This window comes from Ruegeria sp. E8, from assembly GCF_056533985.1.
This window is the reverse complement of sequence record NZ_JBQFOY010000007.1, coordinates 157,585-180,143: the sequence shown is the minus strand read 5'-3', so window position 1 is coordinate 180,143 and position 22,559 is coordinate 157,585. Positions and strand designations below refer to the sequence as shown.

At 56.6% G+C, this 22,559-nt stretch carries 19 protein-coding genes, 2 tRNA genes and 1 riboswitch; of the genes, 11 read left to right on the top strand and 10 right to left on the bottom strand.

What is annotated here, in order from left to right:
• Positions 1 to 4 precede the first annotated feature (4 nt).
• The gene (locus ACR0LF_RS12035) at positions 5 to 1,432 is read right to left on the bottom strand and encodes a helix-turn-helix transcriptional regulator (RefSeq protein WP_480579619.1); all 1,428 of its coding nucleotides are present in this window, start codon (positions 1,430 to 1,432) and stop codon (positions 5 to 7) included.
• Positions 1,433 to 1,435: 3 nt separating this feature from the next.
• Between ACR0LF_RS12035 and ACR0LF_RS12030 the strand changes: the two genes are divergently transcribed.
• Both ACR0LF_RS12030 and ACR0LF_RS12025 read left to right on the top strand, forming a co-directional pair.
• The gene (locus ACR0LF_RS12030; protein ID WP_480579621.1) at positions 1,436 to 2,188 is read left to right on the top strand and encodes a hypothetical protein; all 753 of its coding nucleotides are present in this window, start codon (positions 1,436 to 1,438) and stop codon (positions 2,186 to 2,188) included.
• 114 nt (positions 2,189 to 2,302) lie between these two features.
• A complete protein-coding gene (locus tag ACR0LF_RS12025) occupies positions 2,303 to 6,235 on the top strand; it encodes an alpha/beta fold hydrolase (protein WP_480579623.1) in 3,933 nt (1,310 codons plus the stop codon).
• A gap of 340 nt (positions 6,236 to 6,575) precedes the next feature.
• Here the strand turns inward: ACR0LF_RS12025 and ACR0LF_RS12020 are convergent.
• Positions 6,576 to 6,651 (bottom strand) — tRNA-Thr (locus tag ACR0LF_RS12020).
• Positions 6,652 to 6,941: 290 nt separating this feature from the next.
• On the opposite strand from ACR0LF_RS12020, the gene ACR0LF_RS12015 reads away from it, so the two are divergent.
• Genes ACR0LF_RS12015 through arsB form a run of 4 tightly spaced genes read left to right on the top strand, consistent with a single transcriptional unit; the run spans position 6,942 to position 11,051 of the window.
• Positions 6,942 to 7,775, top strand: a complete 834-nt coding sequence (locus ACR0LF_RS12015; protein ID WP_480579625.1) for an arsenate reductase/protein-tyrosine-phosphatase family protein — start codon at positions 6,942 to 6,944, stop codon at positions 7,773 to 7,775.
• Complete coding sequence (locus ACR0LF_RS12010; protein ID WP_480579627.1) at positions 7,772 to 8,770, top strand: ArsJ-associated glyceraldehyde-3-phosphate dehydrogenase; 999 nt, start codon at positions 7,772 to 7,774, stop codon at positions 8,768 to 8,770. Before ACR0LF_RS12015 ends, ACR0LF_RS12010 begins: the two co-directional genes overlap by 4 nt.
• The gene (gene arsJ / locus ACR0LF_RS12005; protein WP_480579629.1) at positions 8,767 to 10,032 is read left to right on the top strand and encodes an organoarsenical effux MFS transporter ArsJ; all 1,266 of its coding nucleotides are present in this window, start codon (positions 8,767 to 8,769) and stop codon (positions 10,030 to 10,032) included. Before ACR0LF_RS12010 ends, arsJ begins: the two co-directional genes overlap by 4 nt.
• The gene (arsB, locus tag ACR0LF_RS12000; protein WP_480579631.1) at positions 10,029 to 11,051 is read left to right on the top strand and encodes an ACR3 family arsenite efflux transporter; all 1,023 of its coding nucleotides are present in this window, start codon (positions 10,029 to 10,031) and stop codon (positions 11,049 to 11,051) included. The genes arsJ and arsB overlap by 4 nt, the downstream gene beginning before the upstream one ends.
• A gap of 71 nt (positions 11,052 to 11,122) precedes the next feature.
• Here arsB and cobO read toward each other — a convergent pair whose 3' ends face one another.
• The 5 genes from cobO to ACR0LF_RS11975 form a co-directional block, all read right to left on the bottom strand.
• On the bottom strand, positions 11,123 to 11,722 hold the full coding sequence (cobO, locus tag ACR0LF_RS11995; protein WP_480579633.1) for a cob(I)yrinic acid a,c-diamide adenosyltransferase: 600 nt from the start codon (positions 11,720 to 11,722) through the stop codon (positions 11,123 to 11,125).
• Positions 11,723 to 11,779: 57 nt separating this feature from the next.
• Positions 11,780 to 12,715, bottom strand: coding sequence for a DMT family transporter (locus tag ACR0LF_RS11990; RefSeq protein WP_480579635.1), 936 nt, complete (start codon positions 12,713 to 12,715; stop codon positions 11,780 to 11,782).
• A gap of 45 nt (positions 12,716 to 12,760) precedes the next feature.
• Positions 12,761 to 13,423, bottom strand: coding sequence for an HD domain-containing protein (locus ACR0LF_RS11985; protein ID WP_480579637.1), 663 nt, complete (start codon positions 13,421 to 13,423; stop codon positions 12,761 to 12,763).
• A complete protein-coding gene (aroC, locus tag ACR0LF_RS11980; RefSeq protein WP_480579639.1) occupies positions 13,407 to 14,507 on the bottom strand; it encodes a chorismate synthase in 1,101 nt (366 codons plus the stop codon). Before aroC ends, ACR0LF_RS11985 begins: the two co-directional genes overlap by 17 nt.
• A gap of 125 nt (positions 14,508 to 14,632) precedes the next feature.
• Entirely contained in the window at positions 14,633 to 15,073 is a 441-nt protein-coding gene (locus ACR0LF_RS11975) for a 6,7-dimethyl-8-ribityllumazine synthase (RefSeq protein WP_480579641.1), read from the bottom strand.
• A gap of 128 nt (positions 15,074 to 15,201) precedes the next feature.
• Positions 15,202 to 15,352, bottom strand: a riboswitch (FMN riboswitch).
• A gap of 54 nt (positions 15,353 to 15,406) precedes the next feature.
• On the opposite strand from ACR0LF_RS11975, the gene ACR0LF_RS11970 reads away from it, so the two are divergent.
• The gene (locus ACR0LF_RS11970; protein WP_480579643.1) at positions 15,407 to 16,018 is read left to right on the top strand and encodes an FMN-binding negative transcriptional regulator; all 612 of its coding nucleotides are present in this window, start codon (positions 15,407 to 15,409) and stop codon (positions 16,016 to 16,018) included.
• Positions 16,019 to 16,037: 19 nt separating this feature from the next.
• Here the strand turns inward: ACR0LF_RS11970 and ACR0LF_RS11965 are convergent, their stop codons facing one another.
• Positions 16,038 to 16,484 (bottom strand): c-type cytochrome, encoded by a 447-nt coding sequence (locus ACR0LF_RS11965; RefSeq protein ID WP_480579645.1) that lies wholly within the window; start codon positions 16,482 to 16,484, stop codon positions 16,038 to 16,040.
• Between the two features lie 462 nt (positions 16,485 to 16,946).
• Here ACR0LF_RS11965 and petA point away from each other — a divergent pair, with 462 nt between their 5' ends.
• The 3 genes from petA to ACR0LF_RS11950 are packed head-to-tail and all read left to right on the top strand — an operon-like array spanning position 16,947 to position 19,687.
• Positions 16,947 to 17,531, top strand: a complete 585-nt coding sequence (petA, locus tag ACR0LF_RS11960) for a ubiquinol-cytochrome c reductase iron-sulfur subunit (protein WP_152459513.1) — start codon at positions 16,947 to 16,949, stop codon at positions 17,529 to 17,531.
• Between the two features lie 15 nt (positions 17,532 to 17,546).
• Positions 17,547 to 18,878 carry a cytochrome b gene (gene petB / locus ACR0LF_RS11955; protein ID WP_480579647.1) on the top strand — a complete coding sequence of 444 codons (1,332 nt, stop codon included), beginning with the start codon at positions 17,547 to 17,549 and terminating at the stop codon, positions 18,876 to 18,878.
• Positions 18,879 to 18,895: 17 nt separating this feature from the next.
• Positions 18,896 to 19,687 (top strand): cytochrome c1, encoded by a 792-nt coding sequence (locus ACR0LF_RS11950; protein ID WP_480579649.1) that lies wholly within the window; start codon positions 18,896 to 18,898, stop codon positions 19,685 to 19,687.
• 143 nt (positions 19,688 to 19,830) lie between these two features.
• Here the strand turns inward: ACR0LF_RS11950 and mtaB are convergent, their stop codons facing one another.
• Both mtaB and dapF read right to left on the bottom strand, forming a co-directional pair.
• Positions 19,831 to 21,087, bottom strand: coding sequence for a tRNA (N(6)-L-threonylcarbamoyladenosine(37)-C(2))-methylthiotransferase MtaB (gene mtaB / locus ACR0LF_RS11945; RefSeq protein WP_480579651.1), 1,257 nt, complete (start codon positions 21,085 to 21,087; stop codon positions 19,831 to 19,833).
• Entirely contained in the window at positions 21,084 to 21,926 is an 843-nt protein-coding gene (dapF, locus tag ACR0LF_RS11940) for a diaminopimelate epimerase (protein WP_480579653.1), read from the bottom strand. Before dapF ends, mtaB begins: the two co-directional genes overlap by 4 nt.
• Before the next feature lie 211 nt (positions 21,927 to 22,137).
• Here dapF and ACR0LF_RS11935 point away from each other — a divergent pair.
• Positions 22,138 to 22,213 (top strand) — tRNA-Lys (locus tag ACR0LF_RS11935).
• Positions 22,214 to 22,559 lie beyond the last annotated feature (346 nt).

Below are 22,559 nucleotides of genomic sequence, written 5' to 3'. Positions count from 1 at the left end.
AAATCTACTCCTTCCTGGGCGCGTCATTGCGCAGAAAACGGGTTCCGAAGCGCATCATCGCACGCACGAATTGGGTGCGGTTGGCACAGCCAGACTTTGAAAGTATCGATTTGATTTGCGCATTGATGGTTGCGACCGCCCGCTCGCGCCGGTCGGCGATTTCCGGGTTCGTGAGACCCATGGCAATCGGCTCAACAAGCGCTGTTTCGGCTTCGGTCAGCCCAAAAGCTACACCGACACGTTGAGCGTTGCACTGCATCGGCAGGCTCGTATCGGTCGAACAGACCAGAAAACCGTCAAATGAATTGGCGCCCATCTCGCGGACGTTCTGCAAAGGCGAGACTTCCACGCAGAGAGCATCAGCAGGGTCGCACAGCACAGTTTCCTTGCGGGGCCTCGCGCCAAACTGGCCATGACGATTGGCGTGCTCCATAAGGTCCGACAAGCGTTTGTTGCCATCCGCACTGCCAAGCAACAAGCGCCCGTCCGCCGCTACGCGGAAACTGCGATGGGTCTCCTGCTGCCGCTGGAACTCTTCGTTGCGCGCAACGATCATGCCGCGCCGGTCCAGAACGCATAATCCGATCGTTAATTGATCCATCGCTGACAGCACGGCTTTGTAGCGCTGGTGAAGTTGTCGCAGTGGAATCGACAAATCCAATGCCTTTGCGAGGTGAGGCAATTGCGGGCCGAGAAAAGAACGTTCCTGATCGGAAAGCTGCGGGCGGCCGATGCCCAATTGCAAGGAGAAAAGCGAAATCCAGCGATTGTCCTTGTTCATTACTCCGGCAGCCCGATGGAAAATGCCAATGGATTCAAGGAATTTCACGTGTTCGGTACTACGCAATTCATCTGCCGACGCCGCAATCAATGTATCGTCCAACAACTCGACTGCGTCATGGTTGTTCGTGTGCTTGCGGACAATATTCTGATCGCGCTCTTCCAGATGGGCGCACTTGTCCAAATAGAATGACAATAGGTTGGACGGGTAGCGGCTTGAATGCAGGGGCGTGGTCAGTGTTCGGCTTGATCCGGTCTCGTCCCATTCAAATACGATACTGCCATGTGCTCCCGTCCGTTCCACGATCTCATCGAGAATGGATTGCCATGATGTCGGATTTGCAACCGCATCGTAAATTTTCAAAGTGAAATCGAGATCTTGTGCATTCATACGCTTTAACAACAAATCGTTTGCACCATAATAGATGCAAAAAAAATTTTCTGCATAGCCCAAATGGATGATGCCGGTAGACCTGCGGCAATTTACGATGGCCGAATATGTTTCAACGCCTTTTTGAACGTGGTGCGGGAGTAAGCGTTTAATTTCTCGCGAAAATTCATGCTGTATCCTCTTCAATTGTTTGAATCGACGATTTCTGCTATTGCTGGAGAATATTCTATTTACGCATTTATCTAATTTTTTTGGGGGCACATGATGCTATTGGAAGAACTTCCGTCATTTATTGAAAACCTGCCAATTCCGGCACCCATCAGAACCATCGAATCCACGGCTGCCGCACCGTCTGTTGATATCAACAACTTGCCTGATGGAATTGTCAGCGGTTCGACAATGATTGGGTTTGACGCTGACCTTTCATCGGAACTGAGATCAAGCGTGGCCCTGTGCCTGACTGCGGCCCAAAAGGTGGCCCAGGCCGACAGTGTGGTGTCGTCACCTGATTTGTGGGTGAAACGTCACGAAATGGTTCTCGAAGGGCTGAATTGGGTGACCACTGCCGGCGGCGATGTATACACGGAAAGAAATGTATCGAACGTGGCGGTCCACAAAGCCATCGTTCCGTTTCTGACAGCCGCGTTTGGCCCTGCGGCAACTGCTGCTTCCCTGATCGTTACGGCCATCGAACAGCTTCACACAATGGAAGAGGACAAACCATGGATTACCCTTTTCGAAAGGGAAAGCCGTCGGTTTGACGTTTCCGAGTTTCGTTTCGCAACCGCCGGAGTGGAGAGCGGCAATGTGGTGATGCGGTTCGCGGCAGCCCGGTTCCTTGCCAGACAGGAAAGGCTTCAAATTCTGTTTTTCAAGAAAAACGATATCGATGTTCAATTCAAACTCGCAAGCCGAACCATGACGGCCAACCCCGACTTGCTGGAAACAATGAACTCCGCGCTGGAAGCCAAGCTTCAAGGCGCGACCGACGATTTCATTGCTTCATTGGACTTTTGACCGAGCGGTTGCGCAGGGCCGCGCGGGCGTTCGGAGTTCGCTTTTTTGCCTTTCCGTGAAGGCGTAAGGCGCGCCCGTTCGGAGACGTTCACCATGGTTTTGAGGAGGTTAGTTATGACGCGGATTACGGATAATGAGATTGAACGCCACCTGATCGAAGGAACAAACGAAAAAGAATTGCGGGAATTTCTGGGCGACGACGTCTATGATGCGCTGCGAGCGGAAGCCGTTGCAACAGGCGATTTCCGCCCAGATCCAACGCAGGAATTTCTTGGTTTTGGGGGTGACGACAAACCTGCAGCCTATATTCTTCCTGGCATCATGGGGTCGAAGCTTTCGGCTCAGGATGATGGAGACGGTGACCTGATATGGTTTGATCCCGTCGACATTCGGCGCGGAGGTGTCGCGAAACTCAAATTCGGCGCAGAGCCTCATCCGGTATTCGCCTCCGGCACCTTCTGGTCAGCCTATGGTATTCTCCGCCTCAGATTGCGCGCGCTCGGTTATCAGGCACGTTTTCTGCCCTACGATTGGCGAAAATCGATCCCGGATCTTGGCAAGGAACTGCTGTCGCAGGTCAAGGGAAACGGCGGAAACGGGGCTGTCCTTGTCGCACATTCAATGGGGGGGCTTGTCGCTCGACAGATTGCATCGCTGGACACCGGCAATATCATCAAGCGCGTTGTGACGATCGGCACTCCGAACTACGGATCGTATTCTCCGGTCCAGGTGTTTCGCGTCGCGAGCGATATGTTGAACAAAATCGGCTGGCTGGACGAAGAGCATACTCCAAACCAGATTGCCAAACTATACTTGCGTCATTTCCCCGGTTTGGTCGAGATGATGCCAGACCCGGCACTGCGCCCCGCCGAGGCATATTTTGATCCGGCATACTGGCCAAGCGGAGGAGCGCGTCCAAACAACAAAACACTTTCAGACGCCCTGACTGCCAAGAGCGATTTGCCAGCACCTGACAGTCGGTTCCGCCAGATCATTGGATATGGCCAAAATACGGTCGTGGCAGCAACCAAGACAGACTCTGAACTGACGTATAGGTATTCCAGCCATGGTGACGGGACGGTGCCTGTCGATTTGGCGCAGGTAGACAATGTCCCGCAGTATTTTGTCGAAGCGACGCATGCAGGAATGCTGCAGCGCAAGGATGTCGCCAAAGCCGTTCATGAGTTGATCGAAGACGGGGTGACATCGGCCGTTTCCAATCGGGAGCCCATTAGTGGGCTCACGTCTGAAGCGACAATTGAACAGCGAACTGATGAAGAAATCCGAAAGGCCAACCGTGCGCTGCCGCGCCCCGAAAACCCTGATGTTCATGACATCCTATCCGAGTTCTTGCCAACCCCGCCGCCAATATCTCGGGACTATTCTAGGGATACGGCGGTGTCGGGAGAGACATCTGCGAATTTGGATTCAAACGGTTTTGACGGAGGGCTGGACATGTCCCGGAAGGTTGGTGGTTATCCTTTGTCTGTTCTTTTGCAGGCCAGCGAGAATTGGCGCGGTGAAGTCAAGACGACGGCTTATGAAACCGCGGGTCAACATGCTCGTGAGACCGACCACCGCATGCAGAAATACGCAGCACGCAAACTTCAGCAATTGCGGACAATTGTCGAGGAAACTCCGAAACAGCGCGTATTGCCGGATCGGCTGCAAGAGATTGTGGCGACAGGCGAGGACAACCCAACCGATGCGATCAGCGCATTGCTGAATGAACGGGTCATGGGTGAGGCAGAAGAATTCCTGTCAGTGCTTTATCTCAAACGCGCTGCCATCGTGTCAAAGTCGGTTGGTCGGATCATTCGCCGGAACTCAGAAATCGGTTTTGGAACAGGCTTTCTTGTTGCAGGGGACGTCTTGATAACCAACCATCATGTTCTGTCCAGCGAGACTGCAGCAAGCAATGCAGCAGTCCAGTTCGACTTTGAAATCAACTATCGAAATCGCGAAATGCGCCCTGTGCGTTTTGAATTGCGTCCCGACTTGCTCTTTTATGCCAACAACCGATTGGATTTCGCCCTTGTGGCCGTCGAGCAAACCAGCTCGGAAAGTGGTCGGCCTCTCGAGGACTTCGGATATCTTCCGCTTGATGGCGGCGAGGGCAAGATTACAATTGGCAAGCCGATCAATGTCATCCAGCATCCAAATGCCGAACAGAAGCAAGCCGTGTTCCGGGAAGCCATGCTTCAGGATTTACCTGCGAATGAACTTGATCCTGATGCACAGTTTACGGGCTCTCCCTCGGACATCGCGGCGCATTACAGCGCAGATACCAAGCCCGGCTCATCCGGATCACCAGTGTTCTCCGATGCCTGGGAAGTTATCGCGCTTCATCACAGCGGAGTTGCCGTGATCAAGGACGGCGAGTTTCAAATGAAGGACGGGTCTTTTAAGCACCCAAACCGCATCTTGGATGATAATGACGTCTACTGGCCGGCAAATGAGGGGATCCGCATATCGCGGATAACGCGGCATCTCGAAGACCTGCTCGGGAACGATACATACACGCTTAGCGCATCCGCTCGGGACCGCATCCAGGCTGTTCTGCATGCTGGCAAATACGCAAACAAATACGGCCACTTCAACCGGCCAATGCCGCGGCCCGTCTTGGTGCAATTTGAGGATGTCGGTGGTTCCGGCGACGAACCGCAGCAAGCTTTGGCAACGGAATCGGTCGCCAGCGGGGCGGGCTCAAACGTTCGGGAATTCGAAGGCTTACTGAGCGTTATTCGTGACGCCATTTCCCGGTTGGGCGGCTCAACGCCAGTAACGCCAGGCTTGCGAAGCGGCGGGGCCATCACGATCGACAGTTCCGGAGTTGCCCGTGGCTCGGGCGGTTTGGTTGTCACCTATCGCGGCGACGCCAATTCGCCCTACGGTCGCAGTGCGACGAACAACCGACGTCCCTTTAACTCTATCGTTCTGCATCACAACGCGGCGAACCTGTCTACCGATTGGCTCATTCAATACCAGATCGAGGGTGATTCAGCGCGCGGTGGGCATTTTGGCTACCATTTCTACATCGATCCCAATGGTGGGATCTTTCAAGGTGCTCCGATGGGAAAGCGCACCAATCATGTGAAGCCTCCCAATCACAGCAAACGGAAGAATTTCGGCCGTATTGCCAGCAACAACAGTTCGATCGGGATCACATGCGTCAAAGCAGGGCCCAACTATAATCCAACTGCGGCACAGATCGAATCTCAGGACAAACTGGTGGCGGCACTTGCATCTGCATATGGAATTCCACTTACCAACGTTTTCGGGCACGGCGAAATTCAGAGCGACCGCAATAGCCGAGAGGGCGCTTCCCAAGCAGAAAAATTCCGAGGCGCGGGCGGAGCGGTTTCGGGAGCGGAGGCGATAGGTATTAACGACGACATGGACGACACGGCACTTGAGTCCGTTTTGGATCCGGTCGAACACTTCGTTGGTATTGGCCGCAACATGCCGATGGCCGGTTTCCCTGTGGAAGACGACGATGATCTGTCCGTCGAAGCCATGCCTGAGGGAATCGCTCCGGTTCAAACCTATGGGATACAGCCCGCCGGAGCTGAGACACTTGGCACGCGGCTGGTTTATACAAACGCCGCCGCCACCCGGAACAAGCCTTGCACGCCAAATCTGGAGTCGCGGTTAACGCAAGCGGTCGATGCTGTTTACGGGCCAGGTTACACAATCAACATTTACAGCGGCGGACAAGATCGCAAAGGCTTTGGAAACCGCCGTGTCGGAAGCATTCGCCACGACGATTATGGCCAGGGCGGGCGAGGGGCGGACGTTTACCTTATCGATCCGTCAGGAGCAAAGGTTCGCGGTATCGAACTGGCCAAACTGGGCCAATATTGGTTGGCCGCCGGTTTTGGATGTGTTGGGCACGAAATGGGCGGTGGAGGTATCCATCTGGACGAATGGGTGCCGCCGCCGTCGGGCGGAGGACGTTTCTGGACTTACGCCGCAAGCGACAGCCAGCCCTGGGGTGCACAGGCGCGTGCGATGTTGGTACGTGGTGCCGCCGGGACATATCCATAAGTCAGCACATGTTGGACAAGTTTTCATTCTTCAGGATGCGACCGCTGTATTTTTCATAAGGATATGAAAAGTCGAGTCGTTTCGCGGGGTGCGTTAATAACGACTTGTGGCCATAAGGAGGGTCACAATGCCAAATGTATGTCTTGCACGTCTCGCTGTTGACGACATCCCGTTTCCACAAAGCGGTCAGGTTTTCCATCGCGACACCATGCTATCAAGTTACCAATCCTGAGCGCAGCCGAGCCCTGAATGTCTGAAAATCGAAAGTGCAAACATCACCTTGCGGACTTGCCGAAAGTGTTGATTCCAGTATTAAAATCGGAGTGCTATCGGAGAAGGGTGGTGCCGCTGAAGGGACTCGAACCCCCGACCCCATCATTACGAATGACGTGCTCTACCAGCTGAGCTACAGCGGCATCCTTCTTTTTCGGTGGCCCTACTATGGCCCGACTAGTTACTGCGCGCCTTCTCGAAGCCACCAGGAATTGGTTCTGACCGGCTGCAAACGCTCGTTTAAACTGTCAGTCTCGTGCCTGCAAGTGCAGTACCGGCCATTTCTGGGTTGGCGCGCTGGCACCGTGGCCGCAGCCCACGACGTGTTTGCTATGCGACTGCATCATCGAATTTGACCTGACCTCTGTGAATTTTTTGTAACGGCCCCGAAGTCAAATTGACTCTCCTGACTTATTTCCATATTTCATGAAATATGATAAAAGAGATAACCGATCAACTGGCAATCCTGGGCCATCCGCAACGTATCACCGTGTTTCGCATGTTGATGCGACGGTTTCCTGACACTGTGCCCGCTGGCGAACTGGCGACAGAGCTGGGGATCAAACCCAGCACGATGTCGAACTACCTGAATGCTCTGCAACGGTCGGGTCTGGTCAAACAGGAACGATCCGGGACGTCTCTGCTCTATTCAATTGATATGAAAAACGTGCAGCAAATGCTCGATTTCCTGATCGTGGATTGCTGCCGTGGCCGACCTGATCTTTGCATGCCGACACCCAGGGACAGCGACATCATGACTGACCGGAAGTTCAACGTGCTGTTCATTTGTGTGGGCAATTCCGCCCGTTCGATCTTTGCTGAATCCCTGCTCCGGGACATCGGTGGTGATCGATTCAATGTCTATTCCGCCGGAACGCAGCCGTTTTCCACGCTGAACCCGTTTTCTTTACAGGTTTTGCAAGACAAGGGGCACGACACCTCGGTCCTGCGGTCCAAGAATATCTCAGAGTTCTCGGGGCCGGATGCACCTGATCTGGATTTTGTTTTCACGGTCTGCAACCAGGCCGCCAACGAGGAATGCCCCGCGTGGGAAGGCCAACCGATCAGTGGACACTGGGGCATGGTTGACCCGGTCAGGGCAGGTGGCACCGATGCCGAGAAAAGCCTGGCCTTTCAAAACGCCTATGGCGCGCTGAAGCGGCGGATTCAGGCCTTCGCTTCTTTGCCGGTCGAAAGCCTTGACCGGATCGCTCTGCAATCCGCCGTCGATGAGATCGGGCGGAAGCCACTTGAGGACACGAAATGACGACCTATGCACTGAACGGCCTTGGCCGGATGGGAAAACTGGCCCTGAAGCCTTTGCTGGAACGGGGCGCAAAAATCGCCTGGATCAACGATGCTGTCGGTGATCCCGAGATGCACGCGCATCTGCTGGAGTTTGATACTGTGCACGGGCGCTGGGACGCAGAGTTCAACCATGACGCCGACGGCATCACTGTAAACGGAACCCGCCTGCCTTTTATTGGCACCAAAGACCTGACCGCCCTGCCGCTCGACGGTGTCGACGTGGTGATCGACTGCACCGGCGTGTTCAAGACTGAGGCCAAGCTGGCACCGTATTTCGATGCTGGAGTGAAAAAGGTCGTTGTCTCGGCCCCGGTCAAAGACGGCCCGACGGCCAATATCGTCGTAGGTGTGAATGACAGCACCTATGACCCTGCGGCTCATAGCATCGTAACGGCGGCCTCCTGCACGACAAACTGCCTGGCACCGGTGGTCAAAGTCATTCACGAGAATCTGGGCATCCGCCACGGGTCGATGACCACGATCCATGATGTGACCAACACGCAAACCATCGTCGATCGGCCCGCAAAGGATCTTCGGCGCGCGCGTTCGGCGCTGAACTCTCTGATTCCGACCACCACGGGTTCGGCAACGGCGATCACTTTGATCTATCCGGAGCTCAAAGGTCGCCTGAACGGCCATGCGGTGCGGGTGCCGCTGTTGAACGCTTCACTGACCGATTGCGTGTTCGAGGTTGAGCGCGAAACCACGGTGGAAGAGGTTAACGCCTTCTTCAAAGCCGCAGCCGAAGGTGAGCTGAAGGGTATTCTGGGGTATGAGACGCGCCCGCTGGTGTCGACCGACTACACCAATGACGAGCGATCCTCGATCATCGATGCGCCCTCGACCATGGTGGTGAATGGGACGCACGTGAAAATCTACGCGTGGTACGACAACGAGATGGGTTATGCGCATCGACTGGTGGACGTCGCGCTGATGGTAGGGTCATCGTTGTGACCCAACGGCCCGAAGGATTGTCGGCCTATATCGCGGTCACGGCGGCCTATTGGGCCTTCATGCTGACCGACGGGGCGCTCAGGATGTTGGTGCTGTTGCACTTTCACACCATGGGCTTCTCGCCGGTTCAGCTGGCTTATCTGTTTGTCCTTTATGAGATCGCCGGGATTGTCACCAACCTGGCTGCAGGCTGGATTGCAGCCCGGTTCGGGTTGACCTCTACCCTTTACGCCGGGTTGGGGATGCAGGTGGTGGCACTGCTTGCCATGACGCAGCTTGACCCGAACTGGACTGTCGCGGCTTCGGTCGCCTTCGTGATGATGGTGCAAGGCGCCAGCGGCGTGGCCAAGGATCTGGCCAAGATGTCTTCGAAATCGTCAGTCAAACTGCTGGCCCCGACTGAAGGCGGCGGGTTGTTTCGTTGGGTCGCGGTGCTGACCGGGTCAAAGAATGCCGTCAAAGGTCTGGGGTTTCTGCTGGGCGCGGCCATGTTGGCGACGCTGGGCTTCATGACGGCAATCCTTGTCATGGCAGCCGTACTGGCGTTGATCCTGTTCGCGGTCATCCTGTTCATGCCAGCGGGTCTGCCGAAGGGGCGCAAGGGGGCAAAGTTTTCCGAGGTTTTCTCGAAATCCGCCAATGTGAACTGGCTGTCGGCGGCACGCGTCTTTCTGTTCGGCGCACGGGATGTCTGGTTTGTGGTTGGCATCCCGATCTATTTCTACGCTGTGCTGTCAGATGGCACTGAAGAGGGCAATCGCGCAGCGTTTTTCATGATTGGAGCCTTCATGGCGGTGTGGGTCATTCTCTATGGTGCCGTGCAAGCCAACGCGCCAAGGATACTTCGTGCGTCGGATCGAACTGAAGGCGATCTGATCCGCGCTGCGCGCAGCTGGGCGACGTTCCTTTTTAGCATTCCTGCGGCTCTAACATTGGTTGTTTTGCTGTCAAATGGACCTGAGCCCTGGCTGACCATGACACTCGTGGTCGGCCTGTTGGTTTTTGGTGCGATCTTCGCGGTCAATTCCTCGTTGCATTCCTATTTGATCCTGGCCTTCACCCAGTCCGAGCGTGTGACGATGGATGTCGGCTTTTACTACATGGCGAATGCGACAGGTCGGCTGGTCGGTACCGTTTTGTCGGGTCTGACCTATCAGATCGGAGGATTACCAATGGTCCTCGGCACCGCAACCGTGATGGTTGCCCTGGCCGCGCTGACGTCCGGCAAGCTCACGGATCAAACTTCCGAGGCGCTTTCATGAGCATTTTCGAACGATATCTCACAATCTGGATCGCGCTTGCCATGGTTGGCGGCGCTCTGATTGGGCTGGCTACGCCGGGTCTGGTGCAACTGGTTGCAGGGGCCGAAATCGCCAGTGTCAATCTGGTTGTCGCCGTGCTGATCTGGGCGATGGTCTATCCCATGATGGTTAACGTCGATTTTGGCGCTGTCGCTGGGGTTGCCCGTCAGCCACGCGGTCTGATCGTGACATTGGTGGTGAATTGGCTGATCAAGCCCTTCACTATGGCGCTGCTCGCCGTTCTGTTCTTTGACTATGTCTTCGCACCCTGGATCGCACCCGAAGACGCTGCCCAATATACCGCCGGTCTGATCCTGTTGGGGGCTGCACCCTGCACTGCGATGGTCTTTGTGTGGTCGCAACTCACCAAAGGCGACGCGACCTATACGCTGGTTCAGGTCTCGGTCAACGATCTGATCATGGTTGTGGCCTTTGCCCCGATCGTGGCCTTTTTGCTGGGCGTTACCGATATTGAAGTGCCCTGGCGAACCTTGGTTCTGGCCACTGTTCTTTATGTCGTACTGCCGCTAACTGCCGGGTTGATCACCCGTCGGAGTTTAGGCTCTAAACAGGCGATCGAAGCCTTCTCAGCCCGGGTGAAACCGTGGTCTGTGATGGGGCTGATCGCGACCGTGGTTATTCTGTTCGGCCTTCAGGGTCAGACCATTCTGGCCAAACCGATGGTCATCGTGCTGATCGCTGTTCCCATTCTCATCCAAAGCTATGGCATTTTTGCCGTGGCTTATGGCGCTGCCTTTGCACTGAAAGTCCCCCACCGGATCGCAGCACCATGCGCCATGATCGGTACGTCGAACTTCTTCGAACTGGCTGTTGCCGTTGCAATCAGCTTGTTCGGTCTAAATTCCGGCGCGGCATTGGCAACCGTTGTGGGGGTTCTGGTCGAAGTGCCTGTGATGCTGTCTCTTGTGGCCTTCGCCAACCGAACCCGCGCGCGGTTTCCGGAACCTGCGACACAGTAGAATTGGCCAATCCGGCAGTCGATTAGCATATCTGGCGGCTAAATGCCGCCAGTCTCACACCATGCGCTGATTCAGAAATCCACACCGCGCTGTGCTTTGATTCCTGCCTGAAACGGGTGTTTTTCTTCGGTCATTTCAGTGACCAGATCGGCATAGTCACGCAGGACCTGTGGTGCATCACGTCCTGTCAGGAAAACACTGGTTTTGTCCGAGCGCCCGTTCAGACCCTCGATAACCTGTTCGACCGTCAGGTATTCATAGCGCAGGGCGATGTTGATCTCATCCAGCACGACTAAATCATACTCACCGCTTGCCATCAGGGCGCGTGCCTTGTCGAAAGCGGCAGTGGCAGCGGCAATGTCGCGCTCGCGATCCTGCGTGTCCCAAGTGAAACCTTCGCCCATCGTGTGCCACGTCACCAGATCGCGTTCTTCAAAGAAACGGCGCTCGCCGGTTTTCCACTTGCCCTTGATGAACTGTACCACGGCGACCTTCTGGCCCCAGCCCAGCGCGCGGATGACCACGCCAAACGCGGCCGAAGACTTGCCTTTGCCTTTGCCGGTATTGATCAGAACCAGTCCGCGTCCGGGATCAACTGCCTCGGACACTTTCTTGCGGTGCTTGGCCTGCACCTTCTGCATCTTTTCCTTGTGATCCTGCGCGTCGCTCATGGGAAACCCTCATCTTTTGTCGGGCACACCCTAGGGGAAGTTCGGCAAAGGTAAAGGTCAGGCTTTGGGATCAGTGACTGAGCGGGCCTTTCCACGCTCCAACCCCAACTGATGCTCGCGCCAGATCACCACGATGTTACCCGCAATCACCAGTGCTGCGCCGGCCAGCATCACCAAAGTCGGCAACTCGCTGAACCAGACAAAGCCGATGACGATGGCAAACAGCATGGAAGTATAATCGTAAGGCGCCAACATCGAAGCCTGACCAAAGCGATAAGATGAGGTCACCAAAATCTGGGCCACGCCCCCGATCAGGCCAGCCAGAATCAAAAACCCTGCCTGCTCCCAAGAGGGCAAGACCCAGCCCCAAAAGATGGTCAGCCCGGACAGAATGGTCGCGGTCATCGAGAAATAGAACACGATGGCAGCGGGATGATCGACCTGAACCAACTGCCGGATATGGATTTGCACAAAGGCACGGGCGACGGTCGCACCCAAAATACACAACGCGCCGATGGTGGCGGCGGCCTCCATGTTGTCGCCACCCAGTCGAGGCCAAATCATGATCAGAACACCCAGCAGCCCGATGGCCACGGCGGCGATTCGGATTGCTCGGATGCGCTCACCCAGCATGATTGCTGCCAGGATCAGAGTGAAAATTGGCGTGGCGTATCCAATCGCGGTGGCCTCGGGCAGGGGGATCAAGCCAAGGCCAGTGAACGTCAGTCCCATCGCGGTGGTTCCCAACACGCCGCGCCAGAAATGGCCCATGGGTTTGCGCACGACAAACCCTCGCGCCAATTCTCCGCGCGCGATCAGCCAGATCATAATCACGGGAATGGCAAAGAGGGACCGGAAGAACACCATTTCGCCCGGCGGGAAGTGATCAGACTGCGCTTTTATGATTGCTGCCATGACGGTGAACAGAAACACCGCGCTCGTTTTCAGAGCGACGGCCAATATGGGTCGATGCGATGTTAAGGGTTTTGCCATTGGCGCGAACCTGCGCCTTTGACGGGGAAAGATCAACGGGCGGGTTCAGCCATTCACCCAGGATTGAGGCAAGGAACCGCCAATCTCTTCGGCGAATTCCTCCAGAAAGCGGATCATCCGTGCCGTTCGTTGCTCTGCGATCTGTCTGCCGGTCTCGGTCAGCATGTCACCTGGCAATCCCAGCAGTTTCACTTTCCAGTGGTCGAGCGAGAAATGAAGGTCGTCCAGAGGCCGATTTTGGGCAAAAGGATCTGCCGCATCATACAGAGTGCGCCCCAAAGCGCCGGAGACGGAAAAGTTGCGGGCAATGCCGATGGCACCCAAAGCGTCAAGCCGGTCCGCATCGCGCAAGATGCGTGCTTCGGCCGTTTCCGGGGTGATATTGGCCGAGAAGCTATGCGCTTCGATCGCGTGTTGGATGGCCCGGATTTGGGCAATGCCATATCCCAAATCACCCAGAATAGGCTCTGATTCAGCCGCTGATCTGCGCGAGGCCAGATGACGGTCGGGATCGTCCTTGGCCAGATTTACCAGATCGTGCAGATAGCTTGCGGCCAGCAGCACAGGCATATCAGTTTGGTCATCTGCGATAGCCTGAGCGTTGGTCCAAACACGATCCAGATGGGCCAGATCATGGGCGGGGTCCGTCTCCATGCGGTGCGCGACCACTGCACGCAGGCGCGTGCGCAGATCAGCCGATCCGTCCACGGTTCTCTCCGATCTGGCCGCGATGCAGCAGCAGGTGATCAAGGATTACGCAGGCCATCATCGCCTCACCCACCGGAACCGCGCGAATACCGACACAGGGGTCGTGACGGCCTTTGGTGATGATCTCGGTTTCTTCACCGGATTTCGTGATGGTCTTGCGCGTGGTCAGGATGGATGAGGTCGGCTTCACGGCAAACCGCACCACGATGTCCTGCCCGGTTGAGATACCACCCAAAATGCCACCGGCGTGGTTCGAGCTGTATTGCGGGCCGTCTTGACCCATGAAGATTTCATCGGCGTTGGCCTCGCCAGTCAGTTCAGCGGCGGCCATGCCTTCACCGATCTCGACGCCTTTGACGGCATTGATCGACATCATCGCGGCGGCGAGATCAGTGTCTAACTTGGCATAAACGGGCGCACCGATCCCAGCAGGAACACCGCGCGCCACAACTTCTACAACCGCACCGACTGAGTTGCCGGACTTGCGAAGGTCGTCAAGATAATCGGCCCAGTCCCCGGCCGCCTGTGTATCTGGCGTCCAGAACGGGTTCTGTTCGATCTGAGACCAGTCGAAATTGTCACGGTTAATCTTGTGCGGTCCGATCTGGGTCATGTAACCGGTGATCTGCACATTGGGCGCGATCTGCTTGATCGCCTCGCGTGCCAGCCCACCTGCGGCGACGCGCGACGCGGTTTCTCGGGCCGAGCTGCGCCCGCCGCCGCGATAGTCGCGGATGCCGTATTTCTGCCAATAGGTGATGTCAGCATGGCCTGGGCGGAACTTGTCCATGATATCGCCATAGTCTTTCGAGCGCTGATCGGTGTTTTCGATCATCAGCTGGACCGGGGTGCCGGTGGTCTGGCCCTCGAACACGCCCGAGAGTATTTTCACCTGATCCGGCTCTCGACGCTGGGTGGTGAACTTGTTCTGCCCCGGTTTGCGTTTGTCCAGCCAGTGCTGGATCATCGCCTCGTCGATTGCAACACCCGGCGGGCAGCCATCGACCGTAGCACCCAAGGCGGGACCGTGGCTTTCACCCCAGGTGGTGACGCGGAAAAGGTGTCCAAAGCTGTTCATCGACATGGGGTATGCTCCTTTGCCGGTTGTGATTAGCGGGCAAGGCCCCCGGCCTCAAGCGGATTTGGATGTTGATGGCGCGAACGCCGCCCGGTGGGCGGCGCATTTGAGTATTTTTGAAAAGATGAAGTTCAGGCAGCCTGCGCGACTTTCGCGCGGGTGTCCGTGATCATCAGCGCGGCTTGAGCCGCTTCGCGGCCTTTTTGAACGAAGTGATCGCGATAGATGGCGTTGTGGTGGTCGGTCTCCTGATATTGATGCGGCGTCAGCGAGACGGACAGGACCGGTACGCCTGTGTCCATTCCGGCGCGCATCAGGCCATCGACAACGGCTTGGGCGACAAAGTCGTGCCGGTAAATGCCGCCATCGACGACAAAAGCGGCACAGGCGACGGCGGCGTATTTGCTGGTTTGGGCCAGATCGCGGGCCAGCAGGGGCATTTCGAACGCGCCGGGGACGTTGAAGACATCGACTTGCTCGGTGGGGATGAGCTCCAAGAACCCATCCAACGCGCGGTCAACGATATCGGAATGCCAGTTGGCCTTGATAAAAGCATAGCGGGTGTGTGTCATCGTGATCTCCTTTCAGTTTGGTGGCCTGCTGGCGGTTGCGAAAACCGATTTCCACTTTTCGCTGCCAGCACGGCATGACACGTCACCCAAGGCGATCACGGGCAGGCACGCCGTATCACCGACGCGCTGCACGTTCTCTTTCATCCGGACTGTAACCGTCGGCCCTGGCCTCTCACCAGATCTGCTTGTCACCCCAATAGGCTTGGGGCCGCTCGCGGGCTTACGGGTCATAGCCCGCATACCGCCGGTGGGGAATTCCACCCCGCCCTGAGAACGAGGCGGACCTTGCCAAGAACCGGTTCCCACTGCAAGAGATTCGAAAGGAGGATCGCCATGCACCCGAATCCCGCTTTTCGTGCCGAGGACCGCGCGCGCCATGTTGAATTCGCCCGCGATCGGGCTTTCGGGGTCTTGGCGGTTTCTGCTGACGGTGCCCCGTTACTGAGCCATGTGCCGTTTCTAGTGTCTGAAGACGGATCCATGGCTGAACTGCATCTGGTGCGCTCGAACCCCATAGCGCGGGTGCTTCGCGAACCACAGCAGGCAAAGATCGCGGTACAGGGGCCGGACGCATATGTCTCACCAGATTGGTATGGCGTTGAAGATCAGGTGCCGACCTGGAATTACGTTGCTGTACATCTGATCGGACAGTTGGAACTGCGCCCTCAGGACGAGTTGCTGGACTTACTCCAACGTCAATCGGCCTTCTACGAGCAACGTTTGTTGCCCAAACCCCCTTGGGTCACTGACAAAATGTCCGATGAAGCCCTGAGCAAGATGATGCGGATGATCGTGCCGTGCCGCATTTATGTGGACGATATTCAAGGCACATGGAAACTGGGGCAGAACAAGTCCGAAGACGTTCGACGCGCTGCTGCAGATCAAGTTTCCAATGGCTTAGGAAATGAAGCCGGACTGCTGGCCGCCTTGATGCACAAAGCGTAACCAGCACCGGTAAACAGGATTATTCGGGACCGAAGGTCGCCAGATAGGCGGCGATGTCTTCTGCGCCTTTCTTGAGCTTGACGCTCATGTTCGGGCGGGCGGTGTCGTCATCCAGATACTCTTTGATGAATTTGATCGGGTCCTTGGAATAGGCGGCGATGTTTTCTTCGGTCCAGACCAGCCCCACTTCGCCGGCGCGGATCATGTCATCTGTGAACATGCCGAGAGGCAGGCGTTCACTGCCATAGCGATAATCGTTTTCCGATCCGGCGACACGCCCAACGACGCCATAGAGATTCGGGCCGGTGATTCCGCCTTTGACCAGAACCTCACCGTCTCTGATGATCGCATGGCACGAGGAACAGCGGTTATACATTGCTTCACCCTTGGCAGGATCGCCTGCGGCAAGGGTTTGCGTTGACAGGGCCAAGGTGAACAGCGCAGTGGCCGGGGTGATTTTTGACATAGGGGGTCTCCTTGCAGGAGTTCGCGCGTTTCCTGCGCTGTCAGGTATTCGCGTGAAAAGTGCAATGGTGTATTGGCGTGCAATTTACGATTTAAATCATCTATTTGGCGAATATGATTTAGGTGAAAACAATCGCTGTTTTGTTGTGCAGATTATGTTGGATCAACGCGCAAATCAGATGCCAAATTGCTGACTCGAATCCGGCGGGTTGAGCCTCGTGCAGAAAAGTTCGGTGTTCGAATCAATGCCGCTTGCTTCGATGTCACCGGAAAATCTGTAGACTGGAATCACCAAAAAAGGCCCCTCGGCAGGTGCAGGAAGCGCACATGCGGCGTATTGCGCGTTTATGAACGCTGGACGAACACTATTCTCCCCGATAGTAAGCGCGTTTAAGACACCGCATTCGTGCGGTGCGCGAGCTATTTGCCCGTCCGCGGGCGCCAGACAATCGGAGATAACCTCGTGTCCCACGCAGAAGACCACGAAGGCACCCGCAGAGATTTCCTGTACTACGTCGCTGGCGGCGCAGGTGTCGTTGCAACAGGTGCAGCCGTATGGCCCCTGATCAACCAAATGAATCCATCGGCAGACGTTCAGGCGCTGTCCTCGATCCGTGTGGATGTGAGCGGTGTCGAGCCAGGTACGCAGCTGACGGTAAAATGGCTGGGCAAGCCCGTTTTCGTCCGTCACCGCACCGGGGCCGAGATTCAGGAAGCCCAGGAGCAGGACGCCGAAGGTGTTGATGCGCTGCCCGATCCGCTGGCTCGCAACTTTAACCTGAGCGCCGACGCGCCCGCGACCGACGCAAACCGCGTGATGCCGTCACCGGAAGGTGAGGCACCGGGTGCCTGGATCGTTCAGATGGGCGTTTGTACCCACCTTGGCTGTGTGCCTCTGGGTGACGCTGGCGACTTTGGCGGCTGGTTCTGCCCCTGCCACGGCTCGCACTACGATCTTGCCGGTCGTATTCGTAAAGGCCCCGCGCCTGAGAACCTGCCTGTCCCGCCCGCAGAATGGGTAGACAACAGCACTATCAAACTCGGCTAAGGGAGACCCAAACTTATGTCCGGAATTCCCCACGATCATTACGAGCCGAAGACAAACGGCGAAAAGTGGCTGAACAGCCGTCTGCCGATTGTCGGCCTGCTGTACGATACCCTGATGATTCCCACCCCCAAGAACCTGAACTGGTGGTGGATCTGGGGCATCGTTCTGGCGTTCTGCCTGGCGCTGCAAATCGTCACCGGTATCATACTGGTGATGCACTATACCCCGCATGTCGATCTGGCCTTTGCCAGCGTCGAGCACATCATGCGCAACGTGAACGGCGGTTACTTTATCCGCTATCTGCATATGAACGGCGCGTCGCTGTTCTTTGTTGCGGTTTACATCCACATGTTCCGCGGCCTGTTCTACGGTTCGTACAAAGCCCCGCGTGAGATCACGTGGATCATCGGAATGCTGATCTACCTGATGATGATGGGCACCGCATTCATGGGCTATGTTCTGCCCTGGGGTCAGATGTCCTTCTGGGGCGCGACCGTGATCACCGGCCTGTTTGGTGCGATCCCGTTTGTGGGTGATGCGCTGCAGACCTGGCTGCTGGGCGGACCTGCGGTGGATAACGCCACGCTGAACCGCTTCTTCTCGCTGCATTATCTGCTGCCATTCATCATTGCGGCACTGGTGATCGTGCATATCTGGGCCTTCCACACCACCGGCAACAACAACCCGACAGGTGTTGAAGTGCGTCGCGGGTCGAAGGACGAGGCGAAGAAAGACACGCTGCCGTTCTGGCCGTATTTCGTGATCAAGGACCTTTTCGCACTGGCCGTGATTCTGGTCGTGTTCTGGGCGGTTGTCGGCTTCATGCCGAACTATCTTGGTCACCCGGATAACTACATCGAAGCCAACCCGCTGGTTACGCCTGCACACATCGTTCCTGAATGGTACTTCCTGCCGTTCTACGCGATCCTGCGCGCCTTCACCGGTGAGGTCTGGGTTGTTCAGTTCGCCAGCTTCATCACCGGCGGCATCATCGACGCCAAGTTCTTTGGTGTTCTGGCGATGTTCGGCGCGATCCTGGCCATGGCGCTGGCGCCCTGGCTGGACACATCGACCGTGCGTTCGGGCAAGTATCGCCCGATGTTCAAATGGTGGTTCTACCTGCTGATCATCGACTTCTTTGCCCTGATGTGGCTGGGTGCGATGCCTGCGGAAGAGCCTTATGCGACCTTCTCGCTGATCGCGTCCGCCTACTGGTTCGCATATTTCTTCGTGATCCTGCCGATCCTGGGTGTCATCGAAAAACCGCTGACCCCGCCGGAAACCATCGAAGAAGACTTCAACGCGCATTATGGCAAGGCTGACGCCGACGCCACGCCGGCCGAGTAAGAAGAGGGACCGGAATCATGTTCAAGAAACTTGCAATCGGCGCTGCGTTTGCCCTGGCCCTGACCCCTGCTGCATCTTTTGCGGCAGGCGGTGGCGAACAGCATATCGAAGATTTCGCCTTTTCGTTCGAAGGACCGTTTGGCACCTGGGACCAACACCAGCTGCAACGCGGCCTGCAGATCTATACCGAGGTCTGCGCAGCCTGCCACGGCCTGAGATATGTACCCCTGCGTGATCTGGAAGCGCTGGGTTACTCGGAAGAGCAGGTCATCACCTATGCGGCGGACAATTTTGAAGTGTTCGATCCCGAGCTGGACGATTTCCGCCCTGCGATCCCGACCGATCACTTCCCGGCCAACGACGCTGTTGGCGCACCTGACCTGAGCCTGATGGCCAAGGCGCGTGCGGGCTTCCACGGGCCGTACGGTCTGGGCATCAATCAGTTGGTCAAAGGCATGGGCGGTGCCGAATACATCGCCTCGCTGCTGGACGGCTATACCGGTGAGGAAAAGGAAGAAGCAGGCACCATCCTGTACGAAAACAAAGCCTTCCCCGGTGGCTGGATTTCGATGGCCCCGCCGCTGGCGGATGAGCAGGTCGAATTCGCTGACGGACACTCGAACACTGTTGAGCACATGTCAGAGGACGTTTCGGCCTTTCTGATGTGGGCGGCCGAGCCCAAGATGATGGACCGGAAGAACGCGGGCTTTGTCGGCGTGATCTTCCTGACCGTGCTGTCTGTGCTGCTCTACCTGGTCAACAAGCGCCTCTGGGCACCGCATAAGGGCAAACTTCGTAACGAGGATTGATCCGTTATCGGCATCGAGAAATCGAACCCCCCGCGCCATAAGGTTGCGGGGGTTTCTTTTTGAAGCCGGGCTGAAGGGGCCAGCCCCTTCTTGGCCTTCAGCCAATTCAACCCCGGGATATTTTTAGCCAGATGAAGAGCGGATCAGGCGGTGAGTTGGGTATCCGTCTGCCCGGTGATCGCAGCGGTCACGATTTGACCTTCGGGTTGGGGTGTTTTGAAGGACACCTCGGTGAATTGTTCGGTTCGGCCCATCTGCGGGTTTTCCATCAGAATATGATGGGTTTTGCCGATCTGTGTCGACAGGTGTTTTGTGACCTGAGTGTCGCCGGCTGCACGTAAACGGGCGGCGCGATCTTTGATGACCGTTCCATTCACTTGCTGCGGAATGCGGGCGGCCGGTGTGCCTTCTCGTTTGGAATAAGGGAAGACATGAAGCCAGGTCAGATTGCAGTCGGAGACCAGCTTGAGCGAGTTTTCGAAATGGGCCTCGGTCTCGGTCGGGAAGCCCGCGATGATGTCCGCACCGAATGTCATATCGGGGCGCAGCTTCCGCGCCTCTTCGGTAAATCGTATGGCGTCGTCTCGCAGGTGTCGGCGTTTCATACGCTTCAGGATCAGATCGTCGCCATGCTGGAGTGATAAGTGCAGGTGCGGCATCAGACGCGGCTCGGTCGCGATGGCCTGCATCAGGTTCTCATCGACCTCAATCGAGTCAATCGAGCTGATCCGCAGGCGCGGTAGGTCAGGCGCCAGCTTGAGGATACGCATCACCAAATCGCCCAACTTGGGCTGAGCCGGCAAGTCGGCCCCCCAGGAAGTCAGATCGACCCCAGTCAGAACAACTTCGTTATAGCCCTTGTCCACGAGCCTTTTGATCTGGTCCACCACAACACCCGCAGGCACACTGCGCGAGTTGCCCCGGCCATAGGGGATGATGCAGAAGGTGCAGCGGTGGTCGCAACCGTTCTGGACCTGCACATAGGCGCGCGAGCGGGTGCCGAAACCGTCAATCAGGTGTCCGGCCGTCTCGGTAACGGACATGATGTCATCGACCTGAACGGCCTCGGTCTCGCCGATGAAATCGGCTGCCATGCCTTTCCAGGTCTCGGGCTGCATCTTTTCAGAGTTGCCGATGACCGCATCGACCTCATCCATTTGGGCAAAGGTCTCGGGCTCGGTCTGGGCGGCGCAGCCTGTCACGATCAAACGAGCATTTGGGTTCTCGCGTCGCAACTTGCGAATCTCTTGTCGGGCCTTGCGTACCGCCTCGGCAGTCACCGCGCATGTGTTCACCACGACAGCGTCTGACAGGCCTGCCTGTTGTGACAACTCTTTCATCGCCTCGGTTTCATAGGCGTTCAGGCGACAGCCCAATGTGGTGAACTTGGGCGGGTTCATCCCAGCGTCCTCAGGAATTCAGGCGTCAGCGTGCCTGAGAAGACATGACATGTCGGGCCGGTCATCCACACGCCATCGTCGCGCCAGTTGATCCAAAGCGTGCCACCATCGAGATCAATCTGTACTTTGCGCCCGGTCAGCCCGCGCCGCGCGGCGGCGACGGCTGTCGCACAGGACGAAGACCCAGAGGCCAGAGTGATGCCCACGCCGCGTTCCCATACGCGCATACAGATGTGATCCGTGCCAATGATCTGCGCCACCTGAACATTTGTCCGTTCCGGGTAGAGCGGGTGGTATTCATAGCGTGCACCAAACTCTGCCAACGGGATCGCCTCGGCATTTTCAACAAAGAAGGTGCAATGCGGGTTCCCCATTCCTGTTGCCGTTGGGGTGCCTTCAATTGGCAGTTCCAGCGTCTCCATCTCTTCGGCCAGTGGGACTTCGTGCCACTTCAACTGTGGAGGACCCATGTTAACCGAGGTGAGCCCGTCACCCGCATCCCGCGCGTAAAGAGTCCCACGTTCAGTGGTGAGTGTCAGCGCGGAACTGTCCGTCTCGTCCATTAGCAGCCGCGCAATGCAGCGGGTGGCATTGCCACAGGCGGCTGAAGTCGATCCATCAGAGTTGTAGAACACCAGATGCGCATCAGCCTCTCCGTTTTCGATAACGGCCAGCTGATCGAATCCCACGCCAAAGTGTCGATGCCCGATTCCCTTCGCAAGCGCCGGGGTGATCGGAGCATCGTGCGCACGTGCATCAACGATGACAAAGTCATTTCCCAGTCCATGCATCTTCAAAAAGGGCAATCCGGTATCGAGTCTCTGTTGCATGGCGGGCATATAACGCTGGTCAGAACATGAATCCACCCTGTCGCGAAGATTCCTGAAAAAAGGGGTTGACCCTCATGCGTCACCTGCCTAATTAGGCCGCCTATCGGGTCGCCGGAAACACTTGATGTAACGGCGAAACGAGGCGCAAATTAGGGGCTTGAACCTTGTCAGGGAATTGCCGTAAAGAGCGCCACGGATCATCAGGATCCAGCAAAAGAGTGGGCCGTTAGCTCAGTTGGTAGAGCAACTGACTTTTAATCAGTGGGTCGCAGGTTCGAATCCTGCACGGCTCACCACTTTTTTCGAAGAAAACCATGTATTTACACGGATGCGCATAGTACGCACTTCATGGCGTTCGGCTGGCCGGAAGCAATACGGAAGCACTGTGACAAAGACTGAAGTGTGCCTGTTGGATTACTATAGTGTGGCGCGGTTATTAGCTGACTGCGGCACGGTTAATGGCAGTGGCCAGATCCGGACGCGAACTTTGGGATGTAGAGGCACAACATCCGGGGCAGGTCATATGGCCACCAAGCGGACGTTCGCCGCGCTTGCAGCACCGAGCACCGAAGACGGCAGCAGTTGCTTAAAAGCGGACATTGTAAAGACCTTCCGGTTCTCTGATAAAAGAATTCCAAGAGA

Excerpts from the sequence above, each read along its gene's own strand:
- ACR0LF_RS11965 (WP_480579645.1), bottom strand. The coding sequence starts at position 16,484 with ATGTCAAAAATCACCCCGGCCACTGCGCTGTTCACCTTGGCCCTGTCA.
- mtaB (WP_480579651.1), bottom strand. The coding sequence starts at position 21,087 with ATGAACCCGCCCAAGTTCACCACATTGGGCTGTCGCCTGAACGCCTAT.
- aroC (WP_480579639.1), bottom strand. The coding sequence starts at position 14,507 with ATGTCGATGAACAGCTTTGGACACCTTTTCCGCGTCACCACCTGGGGT.
- petB (WP_480579647.1), top strand. The coding sequence starts at position 17,547 with ATGTCCGGAATTCCCCACGATCATTACGAGCCGAAGACAAACGGCGAA.
- arsB (WP_480579631.1), top strand. The coding sequence starts at position 10,029 with ATGAGCATTTTCGAACGATATCTCACAATCTGGATCGCGCTTGCCATG.
- cobO (WP_480579633.1), bottom strand. The coding sequence starts at position 11,722 with ATGAGCGACGCGCAGGATCACAAGGAAAAGATGCAGAAGGTGCAGGCC.
- ACR0LF_RS11990 (WP_480579635.1), bottom strand. The coding sequence starts at position 12,715 with ATGGCAAAACCCTTAACATCGCATCGACCCATATTGGCCGTCGCTCTG.
- ACR0LF_RS11970 (WP_480579643.1), top strand. The coding sequence starts at position 15,407 with ATGCACCCGAATCCCGCTTTTCGTGCCGAGGACCGCGCGCGCCATGTT.
- ACR0LF_RS11950 (WP_480579649.1), top strand. The coding sequence starts at position 18,896 with ATGTTCAAGAAACTTGCAATCGGCGCTGCGTTTGCCCTGGCCCTGACC.
- ACR0LF_RS12010 (WP_480579627.1), top strand. The coding sequence starts at position 7,772 with ATGACGACCTATGCACTGAACGGCCTTGGCCGGATGGGAAAACTGGCC.
- ACR0LF_RS11975 (WP_480579641.1), bottom strand. The coding sequence starts at position 15,073 with ATGACACACACCCGCTATGCTTTTATCAAGGCCAACTGGCATTCCGAT.
- ACR0LF_RS12030 (WP_480579621.1), top strand. The coding sequence starts at position 1,436 with ATGCTATTGGAAGAACTTCCGTCATTTATTGAAAACCTGCCAATTCCG.
- dapF (WP_480579653.1), bottom strand. The coding sequence starts at position 21,926 with ATGCCCGCCATGCAACAGAGACTCGATACCGGATTGCCCTTTTTGAAG.
- ACR0LF_RS12025 (WP_480579623.1), top strand. The coding sequence starts at position 2,303 with ATGACGCGGATTACGGATAATGAGATTGAACGCCACCTGATCGAAGGA.
- ACR0LF_RS12015 (WP_480579625.1), top strand. The coding sequence starts at position 6,942 with ATGATAAAAGAGATAACCGATCAACTGGCAATCCTGGGCCATCCGCAA.